The organism is Streptomyces lydicus, from assembly GCF_000717345.1.
GTDB lineage: Bacteria > Actinomycetota > Actinomycetes > Streptomycetales > Streptomycetaceae > Streptomyces > Streptomyces lydicus.
Genome location: NZ_JNZA01000023.1, coordinates 1 through 15,948, shown reverse-complemented (window position 1 = coordinate 15,948; position 15,948 = coordinate 1). Strand labels below are relative to the sequence as shown.

The following is a 15,948-nucleotide window of genomic DNA, read 5'->3' as shown; positions in this document are numbered from 1 at the left end:
CCACGGCAATTGACCTGTTCTCGCCCCTCGTTGGTGTTCCGGCAGCCAACCGAACCGCTCCGGACGGCGTCCCGCCGGCCACCACGGACCGACCGTACGGCTCGCCCGCCGGACGCCTCCGCGCTCGTCAACGCACCTGCGCCCGCGACGCGTTGGCCCTTCCCCGGGCGCCGCGCGGGGCGCGCGATCCGTTGCCCCGCCGCCCGCCCCGCTTGGCCGAAAAAGGTGGGGTTCCGGCGCCATGTCCGGCCGTTCCCGGTCCGGTATCCGCCCGCCCGGAAACCTACAGCTTGGTAAAGAATTGCCGGTCAAACCTGTTCAGGAGGGGACGAGAGACGACAGGATCCCCTCGTAGACCTGTGATCAACGCCGCCACAAGTGGCCCACCGAGCAGGGGGAAACGACCACGTGAGAAGAAAAGCAGTGCTCGGCACCGCCGGCACCCTGGTGACCGGAGCGCTCCTCACCGGAGCGATAGCCGCCACGCCCGCCAGCGCGGGCGAACACCACACGAGCGGAAAGGCCGAAGCGCGCGGTGTCCAGACCGCTGCCGCCCGCGCGGCCAAGAAGGGCATCGACTGGCAGGACTGCCCCGCGGACTGGGGCATGAAGTCCCCCGTCCAGTGCGGCTACGTCACCGTCCCGGTCGACTACGCGCGGCCCAACGGACGCACCATCAAGATCGCCGTCGACCGCGCCGTCAGCACCGGCACCAAGCAGGAGCGGCAGGGCGCCCTCCTCTACAACCCCGGCGGACCCGGCGGCTCGGGCATGCGGTTCCCGACCCGCATCACCACCAAGAACCCGCTGTGGGCCAAGACCGCCAAGGCGTACGACTTCGTGGGCTTCGACCCGCGCGGCGTGGGCCACTCGGCGCCCATCTCCTGCATGGACCCGCAGGAGTTCGTCAAGGCCCCCAAGGCCGACCCGGTGCCGGACAGCGAGGCCGACAAGCGCGCCCAGCGCAAGCTCGCCAAGGAGTACGCCGAGGGCTGCGCCGAGCGCAGTGGCGCCCTCCTGCCGTACATGACCACCACCAACACCGCCCGCGACCTCGATGTCATCCGCGCCGCGCTCGGTGAGAAGAAGCTCAACTACCTGGGCGTCTCCTACGGCACCTACCTCGGCGCCGTCTACGGCACGCTCTTCCCGGGCCACGTCCGCCGGATGCTCGTCGACAGCGTCGTCGATCCGGCCCGCGAGAAGATCTGGTACCAGGCCAACCTCGACCAGGACATCGCCTTCGAGACCCGCTGGGGCGACTGGAAGAAGTGGGTCGCCAAGAACGACGCCACGTACCACATCGGGAACACCCCCGAGAAGGTCCAGGCCGCCTGGGAGACGCTGCGGGCGACCGCCAAGAAGAACCCGATCGGCGGCGTCGTCGGACCCGCCGAGCTGACCGGCTTCTTCCAGAACGCGCCGTACTACGACTCGATGTGGGCCACCGTCGCCGAGGTCTGGAGCGCCTACCGCTCCGGCGACGCCAAGCCCCTCGTCGAGAACGCCGGGCCGAACCTCAAGGACACCGCCGGCAACATCGCCTCGGAGAACGGCAACGCGGTCTACACGGCCGTCGAGTGCACCGACACCAAGTGGCCCACCAGCTGGCAGAAGTGGGACCGCGACAACACCCGCATCCACCAGCGGGCGCCGTTCATGACCTGGGCCAACGCCTGGATGAACCTGCCCTGCGCCACCTGGCCGGCCAAGCAGCAGCGGCCGGTCGAGGTCGGCACCGGCAAGGGCCTGCCGAGCGTGCTGATCGTGCAGAGCACCCGCGACGCCGCCACCCCGTACGAGGGCGCCGTCGAACTGCACAAGCGCTTCAAGGGCTCGCGCCTGATCACCGAGCGGGACGCCGGTTCGCACGGCGTCACCGGCCTGGTCAACCCCTGCATCAACGACCGGGTCGACGCGTACTTCCTGGAGGGGAAGACCGACGCCAAGGACGTGACCTGCGCCCCGCACGCCACGCCGCAGCCGGCGAAGCCGTCGGCCAAGGCCGTCGCCAAGGGCACCGCCGACCTCCCGGCCGCGCGGTAACCACCCTGCAGTGACCTGCAGAAGGGGCGGCCGGATGCCCGAGGGCGTCCGGCCGCCCCGCTCCTTTCCCCCTCAGTGCCCGCGGCCGGCCCGCCGGACGCCGGGAACGCCTCCTCGAAGGCGGCCCGGGTGGGGGAGGGCTCCCGGCGGTCCAGCACGGCGAACACCACCCGGTCGAACCAGCCGGCGAACCGCCCCGCGCCCAGCAGCGCGGCCGCGAACGCCCCCGCCACCTCGGCCGGTTCGTTGCGGAACACCCCGCAGCCCCAGGCGCCGAGCACCAGTTGACGGTGCCCGCTCGCCGCCGCGACCTCCAGCACCCGCTCGGCCCGCGCCGTCAGCGCGGCCGGCACCCGCCCCGCCTCGGCCGGCCGCTGCCGTGCGATCACCCCCGCGTTGGGCGCCGCCGCGGTCAGGAACCCTGCCTCGTACGGCTCGTCGAGCAGCGCACCCCGGTCGTCCCGGAACACCGGCACGCCGGGGGAGAGGATCACCCGGTCGCTGTAGAAGGGACTGGGGTCGGCGCGGTGCGCCGCGTAGAACTCCGGGGCCTCGCGCACGCAGCTGTAGAGCGCCGACCCCCGGCACAGCGCCTCCTCCTGCGCCTGCGCGCCGTTGAGGTACCCGCCGCCGGGATTCCGGGCCGAGGCGAAGTTCAGCACCGCGAGCGGGCCGCCGCCCGCCGCGGCCAGCCGCCGCCCGGCCGTCAGGCTCCCTTCCCCCGTCACTTCGAACACCGTCGCCCCCGGCGCCGGCGGCAGCCCCTCGACCGCCACCGGACCCGGCCCGTACATCCGGGTCCCCGCCCGCGCCCGCGCGACGGCCGCCGCGAGGTCCACCGTCCGCCCGCCGGGCGCGCGGTACACCCCCGCCGCGACGATCCGCTCCGTCTCCTGCGCCATCCCCCGCAGCCGGGCGCTCATCGTCGGCACCCCCGTATCCGCTCACTCATGGTGATCACGGTACGGGCGCGCGGCCGCGCCCGCGAACCGATTTCGGCCCCGGGCGGGCCCCCGGATCCGCGGCGCTCAGGCGCCCCGCCCGGCCAGCCACGCGTCCTCCGCCGCGTACCCGAACAGCGACGCGTCGGAATAGACGGACGCCATCGTCGGGAACAGCTCCCACCAGTCCCGCCCCTTGATGCGGTCGGCGAGCCAGGCGACCGTCGCGGGCAGCGACTCCTCGTACGTCGTCACGGCCCGGTAGCCCAACTCCCGCTCCGCCGCGGACATGTCGAAGACCATCGGATGCGGCAGCGACCACGGTGTCTCACCGACGTCGGACGACGGCGCGGCACCGTCGATCGTCACGATCTCGCTCGCCGGCGCCCCCATCGCACCGTCCACCGCGACCGCGATGTCGGCGACCGTCGGCGCCTGCGGATCACCCGCGTTGAGCACCCGCGAGCCCGGCCGGCGGGCGGCCAGCCGGATCAGCTCCGCCAGATTGTCCGCATGCACCGGATGGAAACGGCTGCGCCCGCCGTACGCCAGCAGCCGCACCCGGCGGCCGTCCAGCACCCGCTTGACGAAGTACAGCTCACGGGGGAGCGGGCTGTACGGACCGTGAATCGCACCCGCCCGCAACAGCGTCACCGGCAGCCGGTCGCCGGCCGCCAGCAGCGCCTGCTCCAGGGCGATCTTGCGCGTGCAGTAGTTCTCCTCACCGGGCGGCACCGTCCGCTGGGACTCCGGGAGGGGCACCGGATAGGCCGGCGAACCGTCCGGCTCGTCCTGCGTCGCGAAGCTCCGCCCGCGGTCGTCCTCGTACACGGCTCCGCTGGAGATCACCACGGCCGACCCGATCCGGTCCGCCAGCCCGGTCAACTGGCGGGCGTGCGCCGCCCCGTAGGCCACACAGTCCAGCAGGACGTCACAGCCGTCACCGACCAGCGCGGCCAGCGCGGCATCGTCCTCCCGGTCCATGGCCACGCGGCGCACCTCCCCGGGCCAGGAGTCGTCCCACCCGCCCCCTCGGGAGGCGGCCCGCACCTGCCAGCCGTCCCGCGCCAGCGCCCGCACCGCCGCCCGCCCGATCTGCCCGCTCGCCCCGATCACCACTGCGCTGCCCGATGTCGTCATGGCGCGACCTTACGAGCCGTCAGGAGACCGGCACGGCACGGTTCACCGACGGCGGAAGCGGAAGCGGCCCGGACGGGCCGGCCACTACGCCGGGGGCCCGCCGTCCCCGCCGCCCTGCCCGCGCCGCCCCTTGGCCCGCGCCCGCTCCTGCGCCGCGGCCTTGGCCTCGCCCGCGTACATGTCGACGTACTCCTGCCCGGACAGGGTGAGGATCGCGTACATGATCTCGTCGGTGACGGCGCGCAGCGCGATGCGGTCGTCGGCCATCCCGGCATAGCGCGAGAAGTCCAGCGGCGCCCCGAAGCGGATGGTGATCCGCATGATGCGCGGCAGCCGCCGGCCGGTCGGCTGCGCCTCGAACGTGCCGATCATCGCGCAGGGTACGACCGGGACCCCGGCCCGGATGGCCATCGACGCGACCCCGGTACGGCCCTTGTAGAGCCGGCCGTCGTGCGAGCGGGTGCCCTCCGGATAGATCCCCAGGACCCGGCCCTTGCGCAGCACGGCGAGCCCCGACGAGATCGCCGCCCGGGAGGCGCGGCCACCGGACCGGTCCACCGGGATCTGCCCCACCCCCCGGAAGAACGCCGCGGTGAGCCGTCCCTTCAGACCGGGCCCGGTGAAGTACTCGGCCTTGGCCAGGAACGTCACCCGGCGCGGCACGATCGCCGGCATCACGAAGTGGTCCGCGAACGAGAGGTGGTTGCCGGCGATGATCGCCGCACCCTCCTCCGGCACGTGCTCCAGTCCCTCGATCCGCGGCCGGAAGACCAGCCGCAGTAAGGGCCCCAGCAGGACGTACTTCAGCACCTGGTAGAACACGGGCCGCTCCCTCATCCGTCGGATCGCCCCGGCGGCCGCGTCGTTCCAGGTCATGAGGGCCCCGGGCGGGCAGTGAGTTTATGGGCAACCGCGTCCGCCGGTAACCACCTCCGGCCGGATCGGCGCGGCCCGGGCCCCTGCGCGCCCCCCGGCCCCGCCGTCAGTGCGCCGTGCCCTCCAGCAGCGCGAGGAACCGCCGGCCGAAGAGGTAGGCGTCGCCCGGCCAGCGTGCCGAGAGATAGCGGCCGTCCTGCACCACGAACGCCGCGGTGTCGTCGGTCGCGGTGCCCCGTGCGGCCAGCACCCGCGGCCCGCGCTCGAACCGCGCCGGGTCCGCCAGCGCCGCCCTGACCTCGTCCTCCACGTACGCCGGGTACGTGCGGTAGTAGCGGCCCAGCCGCCAGGCGGTCGCCAGGTAGGCCGACCGCTCCATGTACTTGGGCAGACAGGTCGTCCGCCGGTCCGCCAGCAGGCTGCGGCCGGTCGCGGCGTCGGTGGTCCGCGCCAGGACCAGCACGCCATGGCAGATCGCCCCGACGGGACGGTCGAGCGCCCAGAACCCGGCGACCTGCCGCCGCAGCGCCTCCGAGCCCAGATACTGCCGCATACCGGGCGCATGACCGCCGGGCAGCAGCAGCCCGTCGTACGCCTCCGGGTCCAGGTCCGCCCAGCCGGCCGTCGCGGAGAACTCCGGGCTCTCGGTGAGCTGGTGGTAGAAACGGCGGGGCTCCGCCGCCGCGCCGAGCGCCCCGAAGAGGACACCGGTCAGCAGCCGTGGATCGCAGGCGGGCCGGGTCCCGGCCCGTTCGGTGGCGAGGACGACCTCGTGCCCCGCCTCGGTGAGCAGCCGCCAGGGCACCGCCACCTCGGTGACGTCGAAATCGCGGTCGGGGACCGGCATCAGTACGCGCACCCCGACATCTTCGCAACACCCCGTCCGCCGTCCGGCACCGCCTCGGCCCGAGCGGCTCCGACGTCGGCTTCGGCGTCGGCTTTGGCATGCGCGGACAACTTTGAACTCGCCCTGAACGAGCCCGTGTTGGCGCTCCGTACTCCCCGTCGAACGAGCCTGGACCCCACCGGGGGCCCGGCCCGAGGACAGGAGCCGAACATGTCCCGCAAGAGAAGAGTGACCCGGCGTCAGAAGATCGTCGTCGGCATCAGCGCCGCGGCGCTGGTCGGTGGCATCGCCATCGTCACGACGGGCACCAGCCAGGCATCGGTGGCGTGCGACGGACTGGCCACCGCCCTGAGCAACAACCAGAAGTTCATCGCCGATCAACAGGCCCATCCGGACGCGCAGTCGGCGGCACGGATCGCCAACCGGCAAGCCGTGATCAAGGAGATCCAGGTCAAGCAGCAAGCCGCCGGCTGCACGGGAGGAGGCGGGGGCGAGGCCGCCGGCGCCCCGCCCGCGGCCGAACAACCCCCCGGTTCGGCCGAGCCGTCCGCCGCCGGTGACCCGTCCGCCTCGGCCGCACCCCCCGCCGCCGACGGTGACGTCGTCTGTCCCGGCTCGACGGTGACCCTCTCCGGCGAGGGCGGCGCACCGGCGGCCTCCAGCAACCAGTTCCCCACCGGGACCAAACTGAAGGTGACCAACCTGGACAACAACAAGTCGACGACCGTCTCCGTGACCTCGGCCTCGGGCAGCTGCGTGCTGCTCAACAACGCGGCCTTCGAGCAGGTCCGTGAGACGGGCAAGTTCCTGATCCGCCGCGCCCGCATCGAGCGCGTGGGTTAGCCCCGGTCCGGTGGCCGGCGACGGAGCCGCCTCCTCCGCCGCCGGCCACCCTGTTCCCGTTCGTCCGCCGGTCCGTCCCTACGCCCACCGGACGGGGCCGGCGGCCCGTACGGGCGACCCGACGGCGTGGCCGCTTGTGCACCGGGGCCCGGCGAGGTGGCCTGAACCCACCCTCGCCCCCAGGAGACCCGATGCCCGTGAGCCGTCGACGCCGATCCGCCCGGGCCGCCGTGCCCGGCGCGCTGCTCGCCACCGTGTCCGCGGCGCTGGCGGGCACGTTCTGCGCCGCCCCGGCCGGCGCCGCCGAGCCGCCGCCGCCGGCCGCGGCAGGCGCCGCCGACCCCCGGCCGCCGGCCGTCACCGAGCCCCAGCCGCCCGTGGCCGACCAGGGCCTGCTGCTGACCGTGTCCGGTGACCGCAACAGCTGGATCCGCGGCGTACGGCTCAGCTGCCCTGACATCCACGGCAGACATCCGCACGCCCGCGCCGCCTGTGACGCGCTGACGTGGGCGCGCGGCGACCTGGACGCACTGCCCGGCGAACCGCACGCCTGCACCAAGCAGTACAACCCGGTGACCGTCAGCGCGACCGGCACCTGGCGCGGCGGCCCGGTCGAGTGGCACAAGGAGTTCCCCAACGCCTGCATGCTGGACTCCGCCACCGGGCCGGTCTTCCGCTTCTGAGCCGGCGCCGCCTTCCCCGGACCGGAGCGCGGAGGGCCTCGGGACGGTCCTCAGACGGGGCGGGCCGCCGCCCAGACGCCGACCGACACCAGCGCCAGCACCACCCAGCTGAACCAGAGCCAGCCGTTGGCACCCATCGCGACGGTGTACGCGGTGGCCACCACCAGCCCGCTCACCGTCAGTACGGCCATCGTCCTCGCAGATCCGGGCATACCCGCACCCTCCTCACGGCGGCTCGGAGCGCACATGCCACGGGCCGCGGCCATGGGACCATCGTCCCCGGCCGCGGCCCGTACCGCCAGAGGCTCGGCCTCACTGCCCCCGTGCGTTGAGCGAGGCCAGATAGGCGTTGTAGTCGGCCAGGTCCTTGTCGCCGTTGCGGTCGGCGGCGCGGTCGGCGCGCTGCGACTGGCGCGCCTCGGACTTGTACCACTGGTAGACCAGGGCGATCAGCACCACGACCGACGGGATCTCGCTGAACGCCCAGGCGATGCCGCCGGCGGCCTGCTGGTCGGCCAGCGCCTCGATCCCCAGCGAGGCCGGCGGGTGCACGAAGGTGTTGACCATCGGCTCCGTGGCCATCATCAGCGCGATGCCGAAGAAGGCGTGGAACGGCATGCCCGCGAACAGCTCCAGCATCCGCATCACGTAGCCCGGACGGTGCGGCCCCGGGTCGACACCCATGATCGGCCAGAAGAAGACCAGGCCGACCGCGAGGAAGTGCACCATCATCCCGATGTGCCCGGCGCGGGACTCCATCAGGAAGTCGAACAGCGGGGAGAAGTACAGGGCGTAGAGGCTCGCGATGAAGAGCGGGATGGTGAAGGCGGGGTGCGTGATGATCCGCATGTAGCGGCTGTGCAGCAGCGCCACCAGGAGTTCGCGCGGGCCCTTGCGCCCGCGCCCGGCGGCCGGCAGCGCGCGCAGCGCCAGCGTCACCGGCGCACCGAGCAGCAGCAGGATCGGCGAGAGCATGCTGATCACCATGTGCTGGACCATGTGCACGCTGAACATCGCCATGCCGTAGTCGTTGAGCCGGGTGCACATCACCAGTGCCACCGTCACCACGCCCAGCGCCCAGGCGACGACCCGGCCCACCGGCCACGCGTCGCCGCGCCGCCGCAGCCGGACCACCGCCCAGGCGTACAGCCCGAGACCCAGCAGGCAGCCCACGAGGAAGACCGGATCACCCCCGAACTCCAGGCCCCGCCCCAGCGTGAACGGCGGCAGATCCATGTTCATGCCGTCCATGCCGTGCCCGCCGTGATCCATCCGCTCGCTCCTGATTCGTACCAATGCTCCGGCGACCAGACTAGACGGCTGAGTCCGGCGCCCCGCCCGCGGGGAGGTGCGCCGGCACCGGAAGTGCCAGCCGAAGCGGGTGGCGAGCACCCGGTCGTAGGCGGTGGGGGTGCCGCCGCGCTGGACGTGGCCGAGGATGACCGGGCGGGCCTCCTTGCCGAGCCGGTTCTCCAGCTCGACGGAGAGCTGCCGGGCCACGCCGGCGAACCGCTCGTGCCCGTACATGTCCTTGCCGCCGATGTCGAAGGACATGGTGCCCTCGCGCGGCTTGGCGCCCTCGGCGACGACCACGATGGCGAACTTCTTGCCGGCCTCGAACCGTGCCGAGACCCGCGCGGCGAGCTCGTCGATGTCGAAGGGCCGCTCCGGCACGACGATCGCGTGCGCACCGGCCGCCATGCCCGAGTGCAGCGCGATCCAGCCGGTGTGCCGGCCCATCACCTCGACGATCATCACTCGCTGATGGGACTCGGCGGTGGTCTTGAGCCGGTCCAGCGCCTCGGTGGCGACGCCCACCGCGGTGTCGAAGCCGAAGGTCACGTCCGTGACCGCGATGTCGTTGTCGATGGTCTTCGGTACGCCGACGATCGGCAGTCCGGCGTCCGACAGCAGCCGCGCCGCCTTCAGCGTGCCCTCGCCGCCGATCGGGATGATCGCGTCCAGGCCCAGCTCCGCGACGTGCCCGCGGGCCCTCTCGACGCCGTCCCGCAGATGGGCGGGCTGCACCCGCGAGGAGCCCAGGATGGTGCCGCCGCGCGCCAGGATGCCGCCGACGGCATCGAGGTCGAGCTTGCGGTAATCGCACTCCAGCAGGCCCTTCCAGCCATCGCGGAAGCCGATCACCTCATCGCCGTGGTCGGCGGTGGCGCGGTGGACGACGGAGCGGATGACGGCGTTCAGACCGGGGCAGTCGCCGCCGGAGGTGAGTACACCAATACGCATTGCTCGAAAAACCCTCTGCAACTCAACCGGGCGCCCGGACCCCGTCGTCCGGTTGGATGCCGCTCACCCTACAAGCGCGGGGCACCCCGGCACACGTACGCCCGCAGTGCGGGACTGCGGGCGTACGAAAAGGGGTGAAAAGTGATTAAGCGGGCTGGGTCGCCGCGGCGATCCGCTCCTGGCGCAGCGCCTCGTACCAGCGGTCGTCCGCCGGCGGCAGCGCGTTCACGTCCAGGGCCAGCTTGATCAGCAGGTCCGCGATGTGCGGATTGCGGGCCATCACCGGGCCGTGCATGTACGTACCGAAGACGGTGTCGTTGTACGCGCCCTCGTAGCCGTCGCCGACGCCGTTGCCCTTGCCGAACCGCACCTTGGCGAACGGCCGGGCGGTCTTGCCCAGGTGCGTCACGCCCTGGTGGTTCTCGAAGCCGGTCAGCGGCGGCAGCCCCAGCTGCGGGTCGATGTCGGCCAGCACATCGCCGACGCAGCGCTCACCCTCACCGCGGGTGCTCACCACGTCCAGCAGCCCCAGGCCCTGCTGTCGCTCACCCAGGTCGTTGATGAACTCGTGGCCCAGGATCTGGTAGCCGGCGCACACCGAGAAGACGATCGCGCCGTTGGAGACCGCACGGCTCAGGCCGCCGTCCCGGATCAGCCGCTCGGAGGCCAGCCGCTGCGGCCGGTCCTCGCCACCGCCGATCAGATAGATGTCACCGGAGGTGGGGATCTGCTGGTCGGACCGTACGTCCACGCGCTGGACGTCCAGACCGCGCTGGCGCGCCCGCCGCTCCACCACCAGGGCGTTGCCCTGGTCGCCGTAGGTGCTCAGCAGGTCCGGGTAGATCCACACCAGGCGCAGGCTGTTGTCACTCATGCTTGCTCGTCCTTGTCGTGAAGGTGGGTGGATCACGGTCAGTTACCCACCCGGCGGCGCAGGTCCTGGAAGGCCGTGTAGTTGGCGATGACCTCGATGCGGCCGGGCGGCGCCAGCTGCACCGCCTCGTCCAGGCTCTCGCACACCTGGAAGTCGAGGCCGGCCACCTCCAGCCGTACCGCCAGGTCCAGCTTGCGGTCACCGAGCACGAAGATCGGGTGTCCGGCCAGCCGGGTGTAGTCGACGTCCCACAGCCAGGAGGTGTCCGTGCCGTCCGCGCCGCGCGCGTTCACCGACATGATCACCGGGGTCGGCGGCGGGTCGATCAGCGAGAAGGTCTCCAGCCAGCCGGCCGGGTTCTTCGCCAGCAGCAGCCGCAGCTCCCGCTCCATGAACGTGACCACGTCATAACGGCCGGCCACGGCCTGCACGGAGAACATCCGCTCCAGCGCCACCTGGGGCGGCACCCCGAAGGCGGCCGCGACCGCGGCCGAGGTGGTCGCGTTGGCCTTGTTGGCCCGGCCCGGCAGCTGAAGCTTGATCGGCCAGGCGCTGCCGTGCGGGTCGAGGACGTGGTCGCCGGACAGCGCCCAGCTGGGCGTGGGACGGCGGAAGCCGCACTCGGCGCAGAACCAGTCTTCGCCCGGGCGCTGCATCACACCGCCGCAGGACGGGCAGGACCAGGCGTCGTCCTTCCACTCCTGGCCCGCGGCGACCCACACCACGTTCGCGGACGACGAGGCCGCCCAGACGATCAGCGGGTCGTCCGCGTTGGCGATGATCAGGGCCTTGGAGCCGGCCAGGCCCTCGCGCCACTTCTCCGCCAGCATGCGGGTCTCGGCGGCCCGGTCGAGCTGGTCGCGCGAGAGGTTCAGCAGCGCTATGGCCTTCGGCGTCACATCGCGTGCCACGCCGGCGAGGTACTTCTCGTCCACCTCGATGACGCCGTACTTGGCGTCCGAGCCGCCGGCCAGCGCGGAGGTGATGCCGGCCGGCATGTTCGCGCCGAGCGCGTTGGAGACCACCGGGCCGCTGGCCCGCAGCGCCTCGGCGATCAGCCGCGTCGTGGTCGTCTTGCCGTTGGTCGCCGACACCAGGACGACGTCCAGGTGCCCCGCCAGCCGCGCCAGCAGGTCGGGGTCGAGCTTGAGTGCCACCCGCCCACCGATCACCGATCCGCTGCCGCGGCCCGCCGCGCGCGATACCGCCGCCGCGGCCTTGCCCGCCGTCACGGCCAGCTTGGCCCGCGGCGACAGCGGCTCCGTGTTGCCTGCCATCGTCCTTGATCCTCCTTGCATCCGGCGCTCGCCTGGGGTCAGGCTGCCGGTGGAACGCCCCCTCCCAGCCGATGACCGGCCGGAGGCTTCGGTCGGGGATCAGCCTATCGAGATCCGGCGCCGGGCCCGAACCCCGCCACCCGTACGACGTCATCCGGTGCGTGGAGGACCGTACGCTGGATCCCATGCCACCCCGCACCATCCCCGGCAGTTCCGGCCGGCCCCGCCCCCTGCGCCTGCTCGGCGATCCGGCCCTGACCGCGCCCGGTCAGGAGGTCACCGCCTTCGACGGCGAGCTGGCCCGGCTGATCGAGGACATGTACGCGACGATGTATGCCGCGCACGGTGTCGGGCTCGCCGCCAACCAGATCGGCGTCCCGCTGCGGGTGTTCGTCTACGACTGCCCCGACGACGAGGACCGCCGCCATCTGGGGCACCTGGTCAACCCCCGGCTCGTCGAGACCGACGGCCCAATCATCCGCGGACCCGAGGGCTGCCTCTCGCTCCCCGGCATCGAGGCCGGCACCCCGCGCCACGACCACGCCGTCGTGACCGGCTTCAGCGCCACGGGTGAGCCCAGGACGGTGACCGGCACCGGGTTCTTCGCCCGCTGCCTCCAGCACGAGTGCGACCACCTCGACGGCGGGCTGTACGTCGACCGCCTCACCGGGCTGCGCCGCCGCCGGGCGCTGCGCGCGGCGGCCCGGGCCCCGTGGGCCGGCGAGGCGGAGGCGTCCGGCCGCTGAAGCGGCCGACTCTCCGCCGGCGCCGTCAGAAGCCGGGGCCGTCCGCGCGGTCCTCGACCGCGGCCAGCTGCCCCCACAGCAGATCCGTCAGCTGCGCGACCAACTGCTCGCGCGAGCACGGGCGTTCGCGCAGCCACCAGTCGCCCGCGCCGTGCATCATGCCGACGATGCCGTGCCCCCACACCCGTGCGGTGAGCTCGTCGCCCGGCCCCAGGTCGAGCCGGTCGGTGATCACCTTGGCGAGCTCCTCGCCGAGCCGGCGCAGCAGCGGGGCCGAGTGCCGGCCCACGTCGAAGCCGGACTCCGAGGCGTTGTCGCCCTCGGCCGGGTGCATCAGGAAGCGGTACACCTGCGGGCGGGCCTCGATCGCGAGCAGATAGGCGTCCAGGGTGGCCTCGACCCGGTCGCGGCGCAGGACGGGGGCGTCCAGCGCGGTACGCAGATTGGCCAGCAGGGCGTCGGTGTGCCGTACGGCCAGCGCGCGGTAGAGCCCGCCCTTGTCGCCGAAGTGCCGGTAGAGGATCGGCTTGGTGATGCCGGCCTCGGCGGCGATGGCGTTCATCGAGGCGTCCGGGCCGTCGCGCAGCACGATGCGCTCGGCGGCCTCCAGCAGCTCCCGCCGTCTGCGCTCGGTCGCCGATTGCCCGCGGCCGCTGCGCTCTGTGCTCTCCATGGTCGTGCTCCCCACCCTTGTGATCCGTGGCGCTCGCGCAACGTAACACCCGAACTCCCCGTCGAATTCGTCCTCCGGGGAGTTGACATCCCTTACTGGCGAGTAACACACTGCGCGTTACCGCTAGTAACACCGTACTGCCTGCATCACTGGAGGGGACATGGCCGAGTTCACCATGGAGCTCAACGACGAGCAGAAGGAAGTCCGTGACTGGATTCACGGCTTCGCCGCGGACGTCGTACGGCCCGCCGCCGCCGAGTGGGACGAGCGCGAGGAGACCCCCTGGCCGGTGATCCAGGAAGCCGCCAAGATCGGGCTGTACTCGCTGGACTTCTACGCCCAGCAGTTCTTCGACCCGACCGGCCTCGGCATCCCGATGACCATGGAGGAGCTCTTCTGGGGCGACGCGGGTATCGCCCTGTCCATCGTCGGCACCGGCCTGGCCGCCGTCGGCGTCCTCGCCAACGGCACCGAGGAACAGATCGGCACCTGGGTCCCGCAGATGTACGGCGACCCGAACGACGTCAAGGTCGCCGCCTTCTGCTCCTCCGAGCCCGACGCGGGCTCCGACGTCGCCTCGATGCGCACCCGTGCGGTCTACGACGAGGCCAAGGACGAGTGGGTGCTCAACGGCACCAAGACCTGGGCCACCAACGGCGGCATCGCCAACGTCCACGTCGTCGTCGCGGTCGTCGACCCCGACCTGGGCTCCAAGGGGCACGCCTCCTTCATCGTCCCCCCGAACACCCCCGGCCTGAGCCAGGGCCAGAAGTTCAAGAAGCACGGCATCCGCGCCTCGCACACCGCCGAGGTCGTCCTGGAGGACGTACGGGTCCCCGGCCACTGCCTGCTCGGCGGCAAGGAGAAGCTCGACGAGCGCCTCGCCCGGGCCCGCGAGAAGGCCAAGGCGGGCGGCGTGGGGGTCCCCCCGGCCGGAGGCTGGGGGAGGGTGAAGAACGCCGCGATGGCCACCTTCGAGGCGTCCCGCCCGGCCGTCGGCGCCATGGCGGTCGGCACCGCCCGCGCCGCCTACGAAGAGGCCCTGGAGTACGCCCGGACCCGCGAACAGTTCGGCCGCCCGATCATCGACAACCAGGGCGTCGCCTTCCAGCTCGCGGACATGCGCACCCAGATCGACGCGGCCCGGCTCCTGGTCTGGCGCGCCTCCTGGATGGCCACCACCGGCAAGCCCTTCACCTCCGCAGAGGGCTCCATGTCCAAGCTCTTCGCCAGCGAGGTCGCCAAGAAGGTCACCGCCCAGGCCGTACAAATCCTCGGCGGCAACGGCTTCACCCGCGAATACCCGGTCGAGCGCATGCACCGCGACGCCGCCATTTACACCATCTTCGAGGGCACCAGCGAGATCCAGCGCCTGGTGATCGCCCGCACGCTGTCGGGGATGCCGATCCGGTAGACGCGAACTCCCAGCAGACCACGCAGAGTTCGAACCCGAAGAGCCCGAAGAGAAGGCCCCGCCTGAAGATGGAGGCGGGGCCTTCGATGCGTCGTGCAAGCCGAAATCCTGGTTTGCTCGACGCTATCGACCTCAGCTGAATTCGGGCGTCGGGTCGGATCGCCCTGCGGTCGGGTGGGGTTGCGTGCCCCACTCGACGGGCGGCGGCGGTCACCCGGCGGGCATTCAATCTCTCCCTCGGCTCCCGCCTCCCAGTCGCCTTTGGCTCCGATACTCGGGGCTGCGCTCCACACTTCAGTGAAAAAAGCACCCTCGCGCAGCGGCCGCACGGACGTCCGCGCCGCATGCGTAAGGTGTGCGTGGCCTGTCGTGACGGCGGCACGGGGAACGGGAGCTCTGGAGGATCATGGACGAGGCGGCCAGGACCGAGTGGTGGGAGAGCCTGCCGGCCGGGATCCGCGACGAGATCGACGGGTACGTTCTCCAGGACTCCTTCCTTAGGGCGGTGCGCGTTGTCGTCGATGTCGGCCTCGTTGCCCATGACATAGGCGTCGGCGCCGCTCAGCTCATCGTCAATGACCGTTACCTGCACTACGGGGACCGCGTCGCCCGCACCCCGGAGAGCCCTCTCGACCTGGAGTCCCTGACCTACCGTGCTTCCGGCTGTGCCGGCCGCATTGTGGTGATCGAAGCGGTTTGGGACGGCGACACCGTCCACGACTGGTTCGTGAGGCTGCTGGCCGTGACCGTTGACCCCGCAGGGGACCATGCGGTGGCCACCGTTTACAGGTCCACGGCGGCGCGGTATCTCGGGGGGAATGAGGACTACGGCTCACGCCACTTGGCGGCGGTAGCCGCCGAGCGGGTGGGTGGTGCCCTTGCTGCTCGCCTCTCGGTTCCCTTCCACTTCGCCAGCCCGGACACTCCTGACGACGAGGCTCCCCGCTGGCAGCCTTGAGCGGCCATGCGCGCGATGCCGGACAGCGGTCAGTGGTGCACGACAGTGGTACACGACTGGGCTGGGAAGACGATGGCCCTGCCGCAGCGGAGGTGGGGTGGTTCGCCGCGCCGCGGCCGTGGAGCTGCCGCGCGGTATCCCGTAGACGTGCGTGGTCGGACGCGTTCGTGTCGCCCACACCGTCTTCAGGAGGAGGCGTCCTCGATGAAGTCGTGCAGGTCCTGGTTGAGTTGCTCGGTGTGGGTGAGGAAGATGCCGTGTCCCGCTCCGGGGTATTCCTTGTAGATGTTGTCGGGTACGAGTTGTGCCAGGCGGCGTCCGGTGAGGTGGAGGGGGGCGGAGGCGTCGGCGTCGCCGTGGAGGATCAGTGTCGGCACCTGGAGGGC

The 15,948-nt window shown here is 72.0% G+C and carries 15 protein-coding genes and 2 pseudogenes; 6 read left to right on the top strand and 11 right to left on the bottom strand.

All coding sequences use genetic code 11. The annotated features are described in order from the left end of the window. Positions 1-408: 408 nt before the first annotated feature. Positions 409-2,046 carry an alpha/beta hydrolase gene (locus OO62_RS21930; protein WP_078617310.1) on the top strand — a complete coding sequence of 546 codons (1,638 nt, stop codon included), beginning with the start codon at positions 409-411 and terminating at the stop codon, positions 2,044-2,046. 101 nt (positions 2,047-2,147) lie between these two features. On the opposite strand, the pseudogene OO62_RS38240 reads toward OO62_RS21930, so the two are convergent. The 4 genes and pseudogenes from OO62_RS38240 to OO62_RS21905 all read right to left on the bottom strand — a co-directional run. Beyond that, a pseudogene (locus OO62_RS38240) lies at positions 2,148-2,969 on the bottom strand (TIGR02452 family protein); the annotation flags it as partial. Between the two features lie 105 nt (positions 2,970-3,074). Beyond that, entirely contained in the window at positions 3,075-4,127 is a 1,053-nt protein-coding gene (locus OO62_RS21915; protein WP_228332608.1) for an NAD-dependent epimerase/dehydratase family protein, read from the bottom strand. Between the two features lie 84 nt (positions 4,128-4,211). Then, positions 4,212-4,949 (bottom strand): lysophospholipid acyltransferase family protein, encoded by a 738-nt coding sequence (locus tag OO62_RS21910; protein WP_033269229.1) that lies wholly within the window; start codon positions 4,947-4,949, stop codon positions 4,212-4,214. 160 nt (positions 4,950-5,109) lie between these two features. Further along, positions 5,110-5,862 (bottom strand): type 1 glutamine amidotransferase domain-containing protein, encoded by a 753-nt coding sequence (locus tag OO62_RS21905; protein ID WP_051733510.1) that lies wholly within the window; start codon positions 5,860-5,862, stop codon positions 5,110-5,112. A gap of 198 nt (positions 5,863-6,060) precedes the next feature. On the opposite strand from OO62_RS21905, the gene OO62_RS21900 reads away from it, so the two are divergent. Next, positions 6,061-6,693, top strand: a complete 633-nt coding sequence (locus OO62_RS21900; RefSeq protein ID WP_033269228.1) for an RlpA-like double-psi beta-barrel domain-containing protein — start codon at positions 6,061-6,063, stop codon at positions 6,691-6,693. 191 nt (positions 6,694-6,884) lie between these two features. Beyond that, a complete protein-coding gene (locus tag OO62_RS21895; RefSeq protein WP_033269227.1) occupies positions 6,885-7,376 on the top strand; it encodes an SSI family serine proteinase inhibitor in 492 nt (163 codons plus the stop codon). Between the two features lie 50 nt (positions 7,377-7,426). Here the strand turns inward: OO62_RS21895 and OO62_RS40010 are convergent, their stop codons facing one another. The 5 genes and pseudogenes from OO62_RS40010 to OO62_RS21870 all read right to left on the bottom strand — a co-directional run bounded on the left by OO62_RS40010 (position 7,427) and on the right by OO62_RS21870 (position 11,771). Next, positions 7,427-7,588, bottom strand: a complete 162-nt coding sequence (locus tag OO62_RS40010; RefSeq protein WP_033269226.1) for a hypothetical protein — start codon at positions 7,586-7,588, stop codon at positions 7,427-7,429. Between the two features lie 100 nt (positions 7,589-7,688). After that, entirely contained in the window at positions 7,689-8,648 is a 960-nt protein-coding gene (locus OO62_RS21885) for a cytochrome c oxidase assembly protein (protein WP_033269325.1), read from the bottom strand. A 93-nt stretch (positions 8,649-8,741) separates the two neighbouring features. Next, a pseudogene (locus OO62_RS21880) lies at positions 8,742-9,620 on the bottom strand (6-phosphofructokinase); the annotation flags it as partial. 145 nt (positions 9,621-9,765) lie between these two features. Next, the gene (locus tag OO62_RS21875; protein ID WP_033269225.1) at positions 9,766-10,494 is read right to left on the bottom strand and encodes a type 1 glutamine amidotransferase; all 729 of its coding nucleotides are present in this window, start codon (positions 10,492-10,494) and stop codon (positions 9,766-9,768) included. Positions 10,495-10,532: 38 nt separating this feature from the next. Further along, positions 10,533-11,771, bottom strand: a complete 1,239-nt coding sequence (locus OO62_RS21870) for a Mur ligase family protein (protein WP_033269224.1) — start codon at positions 11,769-11,771, stop codon at positions 10,533-10,535. 185 nt (positions 11,772-11,956) lie between these two features. Here OO62_RS21870 and def point away from each other — a divergent pair, with 185 nt between their 5' ends. Further along, positions 11,957-12,517: a peptide deformylase gene (gene def, locus OO62_RS21865; RefSeq protein WP_033269223.1), complete on the top strand. Its 561-nt coding sequence runs from the start codon at positions 11,957-11,959 to the stop codon at positions 12,515-12,517. Positions 12,518-12,542: 25 nt separating this feature from the next. On the opposite strand, the gene OO62_RS21860 is transcribed toward def, so the two are convergent. Further along, positions 12,543-13,190 carry a TetR/AcrR family transcriptional regulator gene (locus OO62_RS21860; RefSeq protein WP_033269222.1) on the bottom strand — a complete coding sequence of 216 codons (648 nt, stop codon included), beginning with the start codon at positions 13,188-13,190 and terminating at the stop codon, positions 12,543-12,545. Between the two features lie 160 nt (positions 13,191-13,350). Between OO62_RS21860 and OO62_RS21855 the strand changes: the two genes are divergently transcribed. Continuing rightward, positions 13,351-14,604 (top strand): acyl-CoA dehydrogenase family protein, encoded by a 1,254-nt coding sequence (locus tag OO62_RS21855; RefSeq protein ID WP_033269221.1) that lies wholly within the window; start codon positions 13,351-13,353, stop codon positions 14,602-14,604. Positions 14,605-15,010: 406 nt separating this feature from the next. Beyond that, a complete protein-coding gene (locus tag OO62_RS21850) occupies positions 15,011-15,562 on the top strand; it encodes a hypothetical protein (RefSeq protein WP_051733509.1) in 552 nt (183 codons plus the stop codon). A 185-nt stretch (positions 15,563-15,747) separates the two neighbouring features. On the opposite strand, the gene OO62_RS21845 is transcribed toward OO62_RS21850, so the two are convergent. Beyond that, the coding region (locus OO62_RS21845; protein ID WP_033269220.1) for an alpha/beta fold hydrolase at positions 15,748-15,948 on the bottom strand (201 nt) is incomplete at its 5' end.